The sequence below is a fragment of the Planococcus sp. CPCC 101016 genome (assembly GCF_007859295.1).
Lineage (GTDB): Bacteria > Bacillota > Bacilli > Bacillales_A > Planococcaceae > Planococcus.
Genome location: NZ_VOHB01000002.1, coordinates 1105400 through 1121055 on the forward strand (window position 1 = coordinate 1105400; position 15656 = coordinate 1121055).

Annotated in this window: 15 protein-coding genes and 1 riboswitch; of the genes, 10 read left to right on the top strand and 5 right to left on the bottom strand. The window is 41.2% G+C overall.

The annotated features are described in order from the left end of the window. Positions 1 to 21: 21 nt before the first annotated feature. Positions 22 to 894 (bottom strand): UV DNA damage repair endonuclease UvsE, encoded by an 873-nt coding sequence (gene uvsE / locus FQV26_RS05045; protein ID WP_146556270.1) that lies wholly within the window; start codon positions 892 to 894, stop codon positions 22 to 24. Positions 895 to 995: 101 nt separating this feature from the next. Between uvsE and FQV26_RS05050 the strand changes: the two genes are divergently transcribed. Further along, positions 996 to 1472: an SRPBCC family protein gene (locus tag FQV26_RS05050; RefSeq protein WP_146556271.1), complete on the top strand. Its 477-nt coding sequence runs from the start codon at positions 996 to 998 to the stop codon at positions 1470 to 1472. 174 nt (positions 1473 to 1646) lie between these two features. On the opposite strand, the gene FQV26_RS05055 is transcribed toward FQV26_RS05050, so the two are convergent. The 4 genes from FQV26_RS05055 to FQV26_RS05070 form a co-directional block, all read right to left on the bottom strand. Continuing rightward, a complete protein-coding gene (locus tag FQV26_RS05055; protein WP_146556272.1) occupies positions 1647 to 1961 on the bottom strand; it encodes a DMT family transporter in 315 nt (104 codons plus the stop codon). Further along, positions 1961 to 2302: a DMT family transporter gene (locus tag FQV26_RS05060; protein WP_146556273.1), complete on the bottom strand. Its 342-nt coding sequence runs from the start codon at positions 2300 to 2302 to the stop codon at positions 1961 to 1963. Before FQV26_RS05060 ends, FQV26_RS05055 begins: the two co-directional genes overlap by 1 nt. 64 nt (positions 2303 to 2366) lie before the next feature. Beyond that, positions 2367 to 2464: riboswitch (guanidine-I (ykkC/yxkD leader) on the bottom strand. 165 nt (positions 2465 to 2629) lie between these two features. Beyond that, entirely contained in the window at positions 2630 to 2926 is a 297-nt protein-coding gene (locus tag FQV26_RS05065; protein WP_146556274.1) for a hypothetical protein, read from the bottom strand. A 279-nt stretch (positions 2927 to 3205) separates the two neighbouring features. Next, positions 3206 to 3985: an NRDE family protein gene (locus tag FQV26_RS05070; RefSeq protein WP_146556275.1), complete on the bottom strand. Its 780-nt coding sequence runs from the start codon at positions 3983 to 3985 to the stop codon at positions 3206 to 3208. Positions 3986 to 4320: 335 nt separating this feature from the next. Between FQV26_RS05070 and FQV26_RS05075 the strand changes: the two genes are divergently transcribed. From FQV26_RS05075 to FQV26_RS05115, 9 genes are all read left to right on the top strand, one after another. Then, positions 4321 to 5994, top strand: a complete 1674-nt coding sequence (locus tag FQV26_RS05075) for a sensor domain-containing protein (protein WP_146556276.1) — start codon at positions 4321 to 4323, stop codon at positions 5992 to 5994. A gap of 323 nt (positions 5995 to 6317) precedes the next feature. After that, positions 6318 to 9611: an ATP-binding protein gene (locus tag FQV26_RS05080; protein ID WP_146556277.1), complete on the top strand. Its 3294-nt coding sequence runs from the start codon at positions 6318 to 6320 to the stop codon at positions 9609 to 9611. Positions 9612 to 9629: 18 nt separating this feature from the next. Next, on the top strand, positions 9630 to 10325 hold the full coding sequence (locus FQV26_RS05085; protein WP_146556278.1) for a response regulator transcription factor: 696 nt from the start codon (positions 9630 to 9632) through the stop codon (positions 10323 to 10325). A gap of 280 nt (positions 10326 to 10605) precedes the next feature. After that, complete coding sequence (locus FQV26_RS05090; RefSeq protein ID WP_146556279.1) at positions 10606 to 11394, top strand: YveK family protein; 789 nt, start codon at positions 10606 to 10608, stop codon at positions 11392 to 11394. Beyond that, positions 11336 to 12031: a CpsD/CapB family tyrosine-protein kinase gene (locus tag FQV26_RS05095; RefSeq protein ID WP_146556280.1), complete on the top strand. Its 696-nt coding sequence runs from the start codon at positions 11336 to 11338 to the stop codon at positions 12029 to 12031. Before FQV26_RS05090 ends, FQV26_RS05095 begins: the two co-directional genes overlap by 59 nt. A 33-nt stretch (positions 12032 to 12064) precedes the next feature. Continuing rightward, complete coding sequence (locus FQV26_RS05100; RefSeq protein WP_146556281.1) at positions 12065 to 13000, top strand: polysaccharide biosynthesis protein; 936 nt, start codon at positions 12065 to 12067, stop codon at positions 12998 to 13000. Positions 13001 to 13021: 21 nt separating this feature from the next. Beyond that, the gene (locus tag FQV26_RS05105) at positions 13022 to 13534 is read left to right on the top strand and encodes a sugar-transfer associated ATP-grasp domain-containing protein (protein WP_146556282.1); all 513 of its coding nucleotides are present in this window, start codon (positions 13022 to 13024) and stop codon (positions 13532 to 13534) included. Between the two features lie 254 nt (positions 13535 to 13788). Next, entirely contained in the window at positions 13789 to 15075 is a 1287-nt protein-coding gene (locus tag FQV26_RS05110; RefSeq protein WP_146556283.1) for a nucleotide sugar dehydrogenase, read from the top strand. Between the two features lie 208 nt (positions 15076 to 15283). Next, entirely contained in the window at positions 15284 to 15613 is a 330-nt protein-coding gene (locus FQV26_RS05115; RefSeq protein ID WP_146556284.1) for a hypothetical protein, read from the top strand. Positions 15614 to 15656 lie beyond the last annotated feature (43 nt).

Below are 15656 nucleotides of genomic sequence, written 5' to 3' on the forward strand. Positions count from 1 at the left end.
GTCTCCGCGGAGACTGCTGTTTTATTTATGCATTAGTTGACGGATAAACGGGAGAACCGATTGTTCTTTGAGCTTGGCTTCGAACATGATGTCTGCATCTGTTCCATTTAATAAGGTCAATAACTCTTGAAAATCCGATTCAGACACCAATTCATGGTGGCGAAGATCTGTGTATCCTTCTTTGCCGGTGCTGATGTGGATTTTGGGGATGCCGTAGCCTTCCCAGGTTTTCAGAATCTCGGCAAAGTCGACCGGTTCGCCATCGTTATTGCAATTGTGATGATGGATGTCAAAACATATCGGCACTCCGCAAAGTTTGTGGACATCCAAAACATCCCTGACGGTAAAGGTCTTGTCGTCATTTTCCAAACGGAGGCGCTGGCGAATGCTCGGAGACAGTGCCAAGTAAGCGTCTGCGAATCGTTGTTTTGCTGCTTCTTTGTCTCCATAAGCGCCACCGGTATGAAGGATAATATCAGAACCGCCAAGCAAATGCATCAGCTTGTCGTGGTATTCAAGGTCTTCAATGGATTTCCGGACGACTTCAGGTTTGGGAGAATTGATGACCGTGTATTGGCCGGGATGCACAGATACCCGCATTCCATGTGCTTCAACAAAAGAGCGGATTTCATTTGTAATGGCCAATACATCGGGATCTTCCCACCAGATCCAATCGTTTATGGGGTGGGTTGATAGCGGAACAATTGAACTGGATGCCCGGTAAAAATAAATGTCATTTTCCAAGTTCCACCGGATGATTTCTAGTGTCGTCTCAAAATTTTTCATGGTGAGTTCTTTTATCTTTCCTGTGCCTTCTGCTTCAGCAGTCGCCACGCGCAAAGTTCTAAATACTGTTTTCAATTCAGTGTTCATACATGCATAGCCTAATCTCATGTTGTTTCAACTCCTTGTTATTCGTATACCCTTCCAGCCCTGATTGCATTCCTCTTGTCAGGGTATATTATATAGTAATCATCCACTGAGGAGGAGTTTCAATGACTGCAGAAATTATTCAGACAGATCAAGGGTATTTGGCAACATTTGATAGACAAGTGGCTCATGAACCGGAAAAGGTTTGGCAGATGCTGACGGACAATCAAAAAATACAACAATGGTTTGCTGGCTTACAGATAGAAGAGCCGCGAGAAGGGGGCTATTTAACATTTGATATGGGCCACGAAAAAGTTGAAAAACTGGCGATTACAGATTTTGAAGAGAAAAAACGTCTCGGCTTTGAATGGGGCGAAGACCATGTGCTATTCGAATTGATACCTGAAGAAGGGGTGACCCGACTGCGTCTATTAGAGACCCTTACAGCCCTGACTGACCACACGCCTAAAGATTTGGCTGGCTGGCATGTGTGCTTGGATGTTCTTGAAGCTATTCTGAATAAGAAGGGGATTGAACGCACACTGGAATGGGAACATTGGTACCCGGAATACAAACGCTTAGTTGATAGCATGAGAGTTTAGGAATCGATCACTCTGGGAAATAAGCTGATTTTTTGTTTGATTAAATTTACCGGTGTATATGAAAAATAGCGGGCGTTCGTAAAGGTCTAGGGCCTCTTACGAACGTTTTCTGCTGGTTATAGGAAAATGAAAATAATAGCCTGCAAATGACAAGTGTTTCTTTTTCAGAAGCAGTTAAGCAACCAGTTTTAATCCCACAGCAGCACCCAAAACCATCGAAATAAAGAATATTCGTTTCCAGTCTTTGGATTCATTGTAAAATAACATGCCCAAAATGGCTCCACCAGAGGCTCCGATTCCTGTCCAAATAGCGTACGCAGTTCCCATGGGCAAAGTTTTCATGGCAAAAGCCAAAAAGGCAAAACTCGCCCCAAATCCAAGAACCAGCAGAACCAGGGCTTTCCAACTGCGATCTTGGTGCAATTTATTAATCATCGCCACTCCCAGCATTTCAAATATTCCTGCCATTATCAACGAAATCCACGCCATTATGCTTCGCCTCCTTCTTTAATTGCGTCAGGGGTGACCAGCTTTAAACCCATTACTCCAATTAAAAGTACGCCGACCAATATCAATTTTTCAATGTTTAAAGGCTCGTTGAAAATGACAATTTCGGAAAGAACAGTGCCTGCTGTTCCAAGTCCAACAAAGACTGCATAAACGGTTCCAACCGGCAATTTTCTTCCTGCCATGATCATTACAGAAAAACTGATGATAATCGCCAACACAGTGGCCGTCCATTCTATAAAATTATCCGCATGTTTTAAGCCAATGACCCACATAACTTCAAATACAGCTGCAATAACTACAGCTAGCCAAGTTGCATTCATGTGCATATTCCTCCTTGTTTCTATACGTAAAAATAAAAAAGCCCGGGAGAACTGTAAAAACAGTTTCTCCCAGGCTTTTGTCCTTCCGTGACACAGCTAAGCTGTGAGTTTTCTCTCGGACCAGACCAGCGTTGAGACTGCGGAACCCTAGAAAACATTTTATTATTCTATTACTTACAAGCTTAAGGTATTTTTTCTATAAATTCAACGCAAACGGATTAGAGCTGACTGAGGGGCATCACTTGTTGAACGGCTGTGGATGCTATTCTCGCCGCTAAAAGGATTCATATGGTATAGGAATAATAATTTTTCTAATTACATAAGTTCTCATTTTTTATCGGCAAACCAGTTTTCCAAAGCTGTATTGATTTTTCGCATGACTTCAATTTGTGTATCGCTGGAATTGACTTTATGAACCCAAAGAAAAGCTTCCATTTCTTTAGCGGGTAAATGTTCAAGCAGCAAAACTTCCCGGCAGAAATCAGGTGTTTCTTTTCCGGAAATCAGCTTTATTGTATAGAGAGATGTAGTTTTAACCGTTTTATCTACTTGGTAGTTTTCATCGAATCCTTCTACGTCCTGGATTCGTACAAATTCACTTTCTTTCTCTTTTGGTGATGGCAATTAAAACACTCCTTTAAAAATTGCTCTTCCTCTGCTTTTTTAGATGATACATCAGCTGCCACTTTTACGCACGTCTTTTATAAAAGCACCTAGTTGACATTTCAAAACGGCTATCTATATGATGCTGATGCAGAAGTCGAAACATATTAATTAGGAAAGTCAAAAACCTTGATAAAGACTAGTAGACAAGAGTGGAGGACAAATCAGTCGAACAAAATACAATAAAGGAGCCCGGCAATCCTCTGCATCAGGGTTGCCGGGCTATTGACTGTTCAGTTTTTATTCCGGTGTGGATTTTCCTTGTTCGATCTTGAATTCATAAAAGTTGTCTTCCTTGAATTGACCCTTCTCATAATTTCTTTCAGCAAAAGTGAGAGTGCCGTCGTGGGAAACGAGAACAACGGTTGCAGAACGCGTACCATAATCCGGTGTTTTGATGAACATAGGAGAAAGCATGCGTTCAAGGTCCAAACCGACTCCTGTATCAGGAAGGTGTGTATCGGGGGCCTGTTCAGCGTTCGACAGTATCAAAAAGATTTCCTCGAGGTCGGGCTTATCCGTCTGAGACATATAAGAAAAAAGTTTTTCCTTTCCTTTTGTCACTTTCGGCCAGGGTGTATTCAGGAAGTGGTTGCTGAGTCCGTGGGTGCCTGGTGGTATATCATAGGATTCGTCCTGGATGTTGTTGTAGTAAACCAACTTTTCGGAGTCTCCTAAAATAATATTGAACCCCGCAAATTGACTCGGATCGATTGATTTTAAATAATCGGTGGGAGAGTTTGTGCCGGCCAAAAAGTCTCTGACAACAGCTCCTCTGGATAGACGACCTGATTCCAGATTGGTCGGATCTCTAAAGTTTGTCAAAGCAGCTATTCTGCCCTGCTTTGTAACCCCAAGCCACGTACCCATTCCGGTCAAGTCCCGGCCAGCCAAAATATATGGCTCGTCGTCCCAGAAATGGGCAGGAGCAGCGGGACGGCCATAGAATTCATCCCGATTGGCAGCAACAATTAATTTATAGTTTGGATGGTTCCGAAATTGCAGATTGATTAGGCACATGCTTTTTCCCCTTTTTGTTTTCATTATATACAATGAACTGTTCAGTTGATAGAAAGAGGTGCTGCGATGTGGAAGGTTTATTTAGTGTTCTGCTTCTATAGGCGCATGCCTTTCTTATAGTTTGCCATAAGCAGAGTTCTTATTTTTTTGGGACGTTGTAGCACCACTGGGTTGACTGGGGCATTGCGGTCTTTTGGTTCATCAATACAAAATCATCGATAAAATTCGGGATTATAGATAGGTCAAAAGTTTCAATGAAAACTATTTTCTGCTACACTATTATAAGAGTTTTTCTCGGAAGTGAATCAACAGTGAAGTGATCAGGAGGACCGGCCATGATGAACGAAGCAGTTTCATTATCTTATGCACGAGTGTTAGCGGAAGGTATTAAAGAAATGGTTTTTGTTGTGAAAGTTAACGAAGATTATTCATTTGCTTATGAATTTCTTAACAATGCAGCAATAAATAAAACTTCCTTAAGCTCTGATTCAATCGGGAAGACGTTCAATGAAATATATTCTACGAAAATGGCTGAATTTCTCAATGAAAAGTATGGAGAGGTACTCAGTGAAAGACAAAGTACAAGTTATGAAGATGCATTTTATTCTAAAGCGAATCGATTGTTTTATTCAAAGACTCAGCTAACACCGCTCTTAGACGATGCAGAAAAATGCACTCATATTGTCGGTGTTGTACAAGATATCACGGAGGAAAAAATCGCGCGACTGGAAAATGAAGGGATTCGTCAGCGATTGGAAGAAAGCAGGGCGCGCTACCGGCCGCTATTTGATAGCAATATGGCTGCTATATTTACACTTGACTCGAAAGGTTCAATTACAGGAGGCAATGCTGCTGGACAAAAGCTTAGTGGATTTTTAATGAGGGAACTTGCAGGAAAGAACTTTATTGATTCGCTTGTCATAGAAGATAGAGAACAAGCCAGTGAACATTTTCAATCAGCACTAGCTGGTGAATTTACTGACCGACGCATGCAACTTGTTTCAAAATCAGGTGCGGTTCTAACATGTTTAGTCAAATTCATCCCAATTAATTCGAATGAGAAAAACATTGGGTTTTATATGATTATCAATGACATGACGGAATTGGATAGAGTGGCTAGCCTCTATCAGGAAGGGGCAGAGAATTTTCGGATTATCGCTGAAAATGTTCATGATGTTATTATATTGATGGATCATAATAAAAAATACTTATATATATCCCCTTCATCCGAAAACATTTACGGTTTTAAAGCAGAACATATTGTCGAACAAGAAGCTTTTTACAATGTTCACCCGGAAGATGTGGCTATTATTGAAAAAGCTTTTGATCAATCAGCAAAAAATGCAGCTCCTTATCTGGTACAGCTTCGCCTTCTTCATAAGGAGAGAGGATGGATTTGGTCTGAAATTACCGGTACTCCAGTTTTTGGTGAAGATAAGAAATTCAATCATATGGTGATGGTGGCCCGAGACATTTCACTCCAAAAAGAGTATGAAAGCCAGTTAAAGCATTTTGCTTATTTCGATTCTTTAACGGATTTGCCGAATCGCCGTTATTTTCAAGAGTATGCCAAAATGCATTTGGAACAGACCAACAAGAACGAAAAAAGTTTGGCGGTGCTGATTCTGGATATTGATGACTTCAAGGAAATTAATGATCAATGGGGGCATGAGATCGGTGATGCCGTCATCCAGGAATTCGGTCATCGGCTAAATGACTGTATGTCCGGAGAGAATATAGCTGCACGTCTCGGAGGAGATGAATTTGTCATCTTGCTGGCTGATACCGAAAATAAAGAACAAGTAGCAGAAATTGCAGATATGATTTATCAAGTGATGAAAAAGCCGATTGAAGTACAGGGGCTGTCACTGAACGTTTCCATCAGTATGGGTATTGCACTTGCGCCGGCTGAACAGGTTTCAGTTTCAGTCATGATGAAACGTGCTGATTTGGCGATGTATAAAGCAAAACAACAGGAAAAAAATTCATTTCAAGTTAGTCCGACATGAGCAGAAGCTGCTCATGTTTTATTTCGAACGGATAAAACCTCTCACCTGAATCTGGCTGAGAGGTTTTTGATTAGAAATAATAAAGCTTTGCCTATAGAAAAATAAATGGAAAAAATAGTAGGTAATAGGTAGTATTTGAATTTTCAGATATAAAATAAGTTTTCTTTTCCTATGAAAAATGTTATGATTCAATTAAATCATAAAGCCTATTCAAAATACATAAAATGGATATATTAGTAATCATATATACCTTTATTCTTCTATCCATTAGCAAAATATTGTTTCAGAGTTTTAATCGTTAGTTAACTAATTGAGGTGAGGAAATGAAAAGATCCTATCGAAAAACTTCTATTCTTATTAGGATTTGCTGTCTTTTTTGGATTTCTTTCCTTTTCTTCAATATTGATAAGCCGGCTGCAGTTAATGATGGCAACAAACCCATTTTCTTAAATGAAGAAGTGGATGAAATTCCGCTTACAACTAATCTGCGCATTCTGAAAGATGCAGAAGGGACACTTGAAATAGAGGATCTGCTGAAGCCTCCGCTTAATTGGAACTTTGTTTCAAACGAAAAGGGAATTCCAAATGTGGGATTATCCTCCGATGTGTATTGGTTAAGCTTTACTGTCCAAGACCAATCCGAGGATCGGGAATGGCTTTTGGAAGTGGACAATCCTTTTCTGGATAAAGTCATTCTCTATTCTCCAGATGATTTTGGCGAGTTTTCAGCTGTTCAACTGGATAGCACTTCCTCAGATGCCGGTGAATCTTCCTTTTATTATCAGCCAGTATTTCAACTGTTGCCTTTAAAAGAGGGCGAAAGCACATTTTTTGTGAGAGTGGAATCGCAAGAGGCGATGCATCTTCCTTTGACGATTTGGGAAGACGAAGCTTTTGACGCGAAGACACGGCAGACAACTGCAATCATCGGTTTATTCGGCGGACTGAGCCTGCTGTTTTTGGCATGCTGCATCTATTGGTTTTTCCGTTATCGCCAAATCAGCTTCTTTTATCTCTTGCTATTGGCTATATCAGTTATTGCTGTTTCTTCAACATGGACTAACCTGAACTTAGCCTATATTTGGCCAGAACTCGGCTGGCTATTCAGGCAAACTGTATGGGCATTCTTTGGAATAGCAGGCGTTCTTATATTGTGGATAAACAAAAAACTTTTATCAGAAAATCTTCAATGGCAAAAGTTGTCTGGACTTAGTAAAACTTTAGCTGCCTTTATCTTTTTTTCAAGTATGCTTTCTTTCTTTTTCGAGACAATTGCAGGTTTGTTTCTGTTTTTAGCTGTTTTGTTGTCGCTTGCCTTATCATTCGGCATGTCATTATCCGTATGGCAAAAAGGAGTACCCTATGCCGCATCCTATTGCCTAGCTTTGTTGTTGTTGGTAACTGCGTACTTGTTTTCATTTTTGACTGCCGCAGCTGTCTTGCCCTATGTAGAAGTTCTGCAATTTGGACTATATCTGACCAGTGGCATGGTTCTTCTTCTTATTGCCAAAGCATTGCTTGCAAAAGAAAAAGTGAATGTTGAAAAGAATGAACAGCTGGCTCGCCAGGAGAAAGATCGACAGCTAAATGAGATTGAAATTTTGAAAAATGCCAATAAGCGAAAAGATGAACTACTGGCGTATACATCCAATGGCTTGCGTACGCCTCTTTATGGCATGATCGGAATTGCAGAATCACTTCAGGAATCTGCTGCAGGAAAAATGTCGCCTTTAATATCAAATCAATTAAATGAGCTGGTGGCCAGCGGGAAGAATATGGCACATCTAGTCAATGATATTCTAGATTCTTCAAAAACCATGCAGGCACCTTTGCCTCTTCATGTAGAACCGATTGCGGTTGATGAGTTGTGCGATACTGTTCTCTCTCTGTGCCGCCCGCTATTGCGGAAAGAGTCGGTCAAGCTTTACCACACGGTTCCGGCATCGCTGCCAAAAGTGCTGGCAGATCCGGAACGGCTTCAGCAAATTTTATGCAACCTGATCGAAAATTCCATCAAATATACCAATCAAGGTGAGATTACTGTATCGGCCATTCAATTAAACGAGCAGTTGGAAATATCAGTGACTGACACTGGTGCAGGCATACAAGAAAACCGAATTCCTGTGTTATTTCAGTGGAATGATGGGGTCGAGAAGCTTCGGGAAAATAAAGGCTTAGGATTGAAAATCGCCAAAAATCTAGTTGAGCTTCAAGGCGGCTCGATGAAAGTGCGTTCACATGTAGGAACAGGTTCAACTTTCAGTTTCACTTTACCGATTCATGAAGACGAGTTGATGACGAATTCCCCTGCTGGCTTTGAATCGGAGATTAAGGAATTGACCGCTTCCCAATTGGCCGACTCCATGTTGAAACAGCGGTCCACTAAAAGAAATCTGCATATCCTGGTCATCGAATCGGAAGAAGTTAACCGTCTTGTTCTGTTGCGCCAGTTGCTATCTGCAGGCTATCAGGCTTTTGGAGCAAAGAGTGGGAATACAGCGATTCAATTGATGGGATCTAAACCAGTGGATTTGATTGTAGTAAGCAGCAGCTTAACGGACATGACGGGAGATGAATTATGCCGGCGTATCCGTCTGGATTATACACTGACAGAACTGCCCATCCTCATGCTGTCTCATACAGATGGAATGCGTGAGAAAAAAGAAGCTTTTACAGCAGGAGCTAATGATTATTTGCTTAAACCTTGTGACAAAGAGGAGTTTTTATTGCGCATTGGAACATTAGCAGATATGCGCAGCTTGACGCAGGAAATCACCAACTTGAACTATTTTCTTGAGCGTAACGTCAAAGAGCGGACAATGGCACTAGAAATCACCAATATGAATTTGCTGACGGTCAATGATGAAATTCAGGAAATTGAGAAGTCGAGAAATGAGATGCTATCAGCGATTTCACATGAGTTGGGAACGCCGATTACGCTAATCCACAGTTATATACAGGCTGTTAAAGAAAGCTTGATTGAGGAAAATAACCCTCGATATTTGGATATGATCCATAAAAAGCTGCTGCTTCTTGAACGACTCACAGAAGATCTTGTGGAGTTGACGAAATACAAATCTGGTAACATGACCTTGCGTTTTGAGGAAAAGGAGCTGAAGGCTTGGTTGGGGCGTCTTAAAGATTCCATGGCTTCTGATGTGTCTCAGAGCGGACGGACCTTTGAATTCCTTGGAACCGACAATCCGGATGACATCAATGACGCGTTGCTGGCTATTGACTTAGATCGTCTTGATCAAGTTATTTCCAACATTCAGTGGAATGCCATCAAGCATACTTCTTCTGAAGAAGGAATGATCATGCTGTCTGCGAAAATAATGGCTAAAAATAACGAAGATGCTTTATTGAGCGAAGAAGAGTTTGATGGAGAACTGGTGATCCGAATCTCTGACAATGGCTGCGGAATCAATAAAGAGGCGTTGCCTCATATTTTTGATCGCTTTTATAAAGTAGACAGTTCTGCTGGTTATAAAGGAAGCGGACTAGGCTTAGCCATTGCAAAAGAAATCATTTTGGCGCATAAAGGACAAATATGGGCCGATAGCACAGAAGGTAAAGGAAGCGTCTTTATCATTGTATTACCATTGATTTTTCATTGATGGACAGGAGGAAAACAGATGAATGCTGCCACCGTAATGATTGTAGAAGATGATGATGGAATCCGTGAATTGATGCGTTTGTTTCTCCTAAAGAAAGGTTATAGCATTCTTCAGGCTGAAGATGGTTTTCAAGCCCTTGAACTATTGGAACGGGAAAAGCCGGATCTTATCTTACTGGATGTTGAAATGCCGGGATTGAACGGATTGGAAGTGTGTGAGAAAATCCGCTTGAAAACCACTTTGCCGATTTTGTTCGTCAGCTATCGGAAAGAGTTGGTTTATAAAATTCAAGGACTCGAAGCGGGAGGCGATGATTATATCACCAAGCCTTTTGATTTTAATGAGCTTGAAGCCCGCATCCGTGCGATTCTTCGAAGAAACGGCTGGAAGAGCGGTGAGGAAGACCAACTGACTATCTTGAAATACAACGATTTGCACATACATGTAGATGCCCGCGAACTCTATATTGCAGGGAATCCAGTGAAACTTTACCATAAAGAGTTTCAGTTATTGCTGCTGCTTGCACAGACGCCAAATCGGGTATGGACCGCTGAACAATTGTATGATCAAGTATGGGGCTATTATTCTGAAGGTGATTTGCAGACCGTCAAAGTGCATATCAGTAATTTACGGAGAAAAATCGAACCAGATCCAGCCAACCCACGCTTTATCCAGACAGTGCGGGGCTTTGGCTACAAATTCATATTAGAGTAAAAAGCATTCGGCTTGCATAAGCCGAATGCTTTTTTTTGCGTTGACACATCAGTTGGCTTAAGTTCTTTTCGCTTGTAGGTTTGTGGACGAAACAATTAAAGAAAGATGATCGCCAAACAGGAGCAGTTTCAAAAGATGATAAAAGCAAGGGGAAAGTAAAATTTGGAATCCTTCTATAAAGTTTTCTCTTTTATTGGAATTTTTAGATTATTTAACGTCTTTTTAACCTTCACCTTCTAAGATATGAATTATGAAGGATAAACCTTAGGAGGATTCTATTATGGAAAGTACATTTAATCTGAATAAATTTCTGAAAGCGATGAAGAAGAGAAAAGCATTAATCATTCTGGTCACTTTGGCTTTCATTGTTTTCAGCGCTGTAGCAAGCTATACCATTATGAAACCAGTTTATCAGGCAACCACTCAAATTCTAATTAACCAAAACACAACGGGCAGCCAGAACTTCGAAAGTTTGGATATTGATACCAATCTTCAGCTAATTGGAACGTATAACGTCATCATTAAAAGTCCGGCAATTTTGGGTAATGTAATCGAAGAATTGGAATTGAATGACTCGGTGGCATCATTGACGGAACGGATTACCGTTAACAATATTGAAAGCTCACAAGTGGTCAGCTTGTCCGTTGAAGATTCTTCCATGGAACAGGCAGTGCTGATTGCGAATACAACGGCACAAGTTTTCCAGAGAGAAATTCAGCAAATGATGAAAGTTGATAATGTCAGTATTTTGGCTGCAGCGGAAGCGGGAACAGCTGCTAAGCCGATTCGTCCCGATCCGATTTTCAACATGGCCATTGGTGCAATTGTCGGTTTGGTTTTTGGGGTAGGTATTACCCTGATATTGGAACAATTGAATACTACAGTCCGTACTGAAGAAGATATTGAAGAAATGGCAGGGCTTCAAATATTGGGTGTCGTCAGTCCGGTCGACAGCAAGTTGAAAATGGAAAAACCGTTAAATCTAACAAACAGATTGGAGAAGGATATACATGGGGACAATGAAAAAGACAAAGCGGTTAATGCCGCGAAAATTGGTGGCTCGTACTAATCCACAATCAATTGCGGCTGAACAATATCGGACCATTCGAACGAATATCAACTTTTCGACTCCAGGTCTGGACTCGAAAGTTATCTTATTCACATCTGCTTCGAAAGAAGAAGGGAAGTCGACGACTGCAGCAAACATGGCTATTGTCTTTGCTGAAACCGGTAAAAAAGTATTGCTGATCGATGCGGATATGCGGCGTCCCACTTTGTATCGGACTTTTCAACTGGGCAATAATATGGGGCTGTCGAATTTATTGTTGAGAAAAGGGAAATTGAAACAAACAGTGAAAGCGAGCGGCATTCAGAATCTGGATTTGCTGATGAGTGGGCAGATTCCTCCAAATCCTGCTGAATTGCTGGAGTCTGATGCTTTGGATGAATTGATGGGAGAAATGCGAGAATTGTATGATTACGTCCTTTTCGATTCACCGCCAATCCTATCCGTTACTGATTCCAAAATTCTTGCCCATAAATGTGATGGGACGGTATTGGTGGTCAATACTGGTAAATCTGAAAAGATAAGTGTTGAAAAAGCGCGAGACTCTCTAGCAACTGCAAAAGCGTTCATCTTGGGCGTTGTCTTGAATAATTACCCAATGAATAAAGAAAATTATTATTATCATAATTACAACAATTAATTCAGCAGATTTAGCAGGAAAGGAAGACAAGGGATGAAGATGGATAAACAACGACTACTCGGAATTTTTCATCGCTCTCTTATGCCTTTTCTTCCAATTTTTCGCCATTTCCGTACTTTTGTTTTGGTTGGATTTGAAAATATTGAAGAAAAAATTGAATATGCAGTCTTACAAAAGGCTCCGCATTTGACGGGAAAAACTGTCATGGTAACAGGGGCTGGCGGGCTGGTCGGTTCTGAAATTAGCCATCAGCTTCTTCAGTTTCAACCTTCCCGGATTATATTGATTGGACATGGACCACAATCGATCTCTTCGATTGAGCAGCAACTGCAGAATTTGTTGGAAAGGCATATAGAAATCATTCCTATTATCCTGAATGTCCAAGATAAGAAAAGGCTTTTCGAAATCGTTGGAAGGCATAAGCCTGATATCATTTACCATACTACCGGGAAGCAGCAGAGGTATTTTACGGAAGAAATAGCAGTCGAGTCGTTATATGGGAATGTCTTTGGCACAAAAAATCTTGCTGAAGCTGCAAGACGCTATGATGTCAACACCTTTGTCATGGTTTCTTCGGAGCAGGCAACAAAGCCCCGTAATCTTACGGAAGCCGTTGCCCGACTGGCAGAAATGATTGTGGAGAGCGTCTCGTTGAATAGTACGACCCGTTTCAAAATTATTCGTTTACCTGAAAATTTAGCTGCTCACAATCAACTGAAAAAATCACACCGTTTGTTTGAACAAGCTGCACCAATCGTCGACGCAGCACAAACTGTTCTTCAAGCAGGGAGCCTAAAGGCAGCATCGGTCAGTGAAAACATGATTTCAAAAAGTGGTTCAGCAAACCAAGGGGATTTTCAAAAGCAGGCAGCGCTCAGCCAATTGGAGCTGGCACGTCTCTTAAAACAGTTAAAAACAACTCCAGAGAATAAGGCTCGGGAATTGATTATTTCTATAGTAAAGCAATAAAGAATGAAAGGGTGTCAGTAAATGGGAGCAGAAAGATATCATAATGAATTTCATTATGGAGAGGACATACATGGGTTTGAAAGAGATCTGCCGTTTCAGAATGATGATATGATCGAGCAGCATCCTTTCTTAAACAAAATCTATCCATATGCCCTCAATACCATCCATCTTGTGACTTATTGCGAGAACAATACAATTTCATTACTGTCTGGCAGTCTGGAAATTGGGACTGTTGAGAGTGTTACCGGATATGCAGATGAAATCGGCGGTATTTCATGTGGATTAGATCATCAAGGGAATCTGAAATCGTATGCCTATGATTTAAATACATTGGAGAAAATCGACAAGCATCCTCAAACTCGTTTCGTTTTTGCAGGAAGCAAAATCCCGCACTTCGGTCGCCTCAAGTCTTTTGCGATTAACTTACATATCCAAAACAAAGTCAATGATGTGGTTTCATGGAAATTCGCCTTAAATTCAAAGGGGCAGGCCATTTTAATTACTTCTCTGACAGAAAAGGAAAATTTACTATAAAGATTTTCCAAGTTGAATGAAAAGACTGGCACAATATTTTCTTCTCAATTAAAAATCCTTTAGTTGGAAAGCCAGGAAAAGATCGATGTTCCTGGCTTTCTGCATAAGCTATTTCAGAAATTGAGAGAACGCATCAATTATTCGTTTTATCTTTTCAGCGGACTATTGGCCAAAAGATGTTAACAGCGAAAAGACGGTTGAGGCAATCCAGAAGCTTCGTTCAGGAAAGTGGAAAAAGGGGGATAATCATCACCATGTTGCAGAATCTAAAAATAGCAGTAGTGGGGCTGGGGTACGTCGGATTGCCCGTAGCGGTAGCCTTCAACCAAAAATATCCCGTCATCGGCTACGACATAAGCAAAGAGAGAATACAGGCGCTAATGCTGGGAATGGATAAGACAAATGAAGTGAGCCGGGAGGAACTGAAGCGATCGACTATCGTTTTTACGACGGATCCATCAGATTTGAAAGAGGCCGGTTTCATCATCATTACTGTTCCCACTTCTATAGACAAAGAAAATCTGCCAGATATATCTGCATTGGAACAAGCCAGCAGATATGTCGGAGAATACATGAAAAAAGGGGCAGTAGTGGTCTATGAATCAACCGTAGCCACAGGGATGACAGAAGAAATCTGCATCCCTCTATTGGAGAAGTACTCAGGCTTCGAGAGCGGCAAGGAATTTTTTGTCGGCTATTCGCCTGCTAGGATTCTTCCAGGGGACAAAAAAAACAGCTTCACTAAAATGAAAAAAGTGGTAGCAGGACAAAACAAAGAAGTCACAGAATTTCTGGCGCTTGTTTATGGCAGTGTCGTTGCGGGAGGGATTCATGAAGCTCCCTCCATTCGTGTCGCTGAAACAGCGAAGCTGATTGAGAACATTCAGCGGGACATAAACGTGGCATTGGTCAATGAGTTGGCGCTAATTTGCGAGCGATTAAAAATTGATACACAGGAAGTACTTGAAACAGCAGGAAGCAAACGTGATTTTATCAAGGCGTATCCGGATTTAGTCGGGGGAGAAGGAATTGAATTGGCGTCCTTTTATTTGGCAAACAAATCAGAAATGGTCGGTCATAATTCTGAAGTGATTTTGTCGGGGCGCAATATCAATGATGGCATGGGCAGGTTTATAGCGCAGTCCCTGATCAAAAAGATGGTCCATGATAAGATCAGTTTACCAGATGGACGCGTCACTGTTTTGGGGCTTTCCTTTAAAGAAGATGTCCCCGATCTTCGCAATTCAAAAGTAATTGATATTGTACAGGAGCTGAAAGAATACGGCATGGAAGTCCAGTTGGCAGATCCCTATGCTTCTGTGGAAGAGGCAAAACGCTATTACGAATTGAACGTCCAAGCCCATCAACAGCTGAAGCCGGCACACGCAGTCATTCTTGCAGTTCCACATAAACCTTATAAAGAGGCAGGCTGGAAGCAGTTTGAAAGCTTGTTGATTGGCCAGCAAGGAATTGTCTTCGATGTAAAAGGCGCTCTCGATGCAACAAAAAAGCCGGATAACATTCAGTTATGGCGTTTGTAACAGACTTAAAGCATAAGCTTCTCTTTAGTTGAATAGATGAATTTAACCTATCTGCTTCTAGCCGATAGGTTTTTTCGATCAGGTAAAATGCTGACAATTAACGGCTTTGCGATTGATAAAATGAAACTGGCCAGGATATTTGAATGTACTGTTATTTTAAAGAGGCGGGGGGGTATGGAAAAGTATAGAACTAAAGGAGGGCGAAGTTATGGAAATTGTAGCAAAGAGGGATTTGCTGAAGGATCGATACGGGAATTATTATATGGTGTCTTATGCTTCCAAGAAGTCGTTGACGATTGTCAATGCGGCCATGTATCATGCGTTCAACCAAACACTGAACGAAGAGCTGGTGTCTAAGGTAAAAGCGAAATACCCGAACGACGTCGCCTGCGGGAAGTACTTTGCCGACTTAGTCCATGAACAAGTGGAACAAATGGACAGTCCCGAAAACTCTGGTAAAATCTACGACATTGAAGAAGTGAAAAAAGAGTATGATCTTCACATGAAGCCACTTTACGACGACTCATTTCATCTATAGAGATAGGGGTGTGTCAATTGATTGCTGTCTGGTTAATAGAACG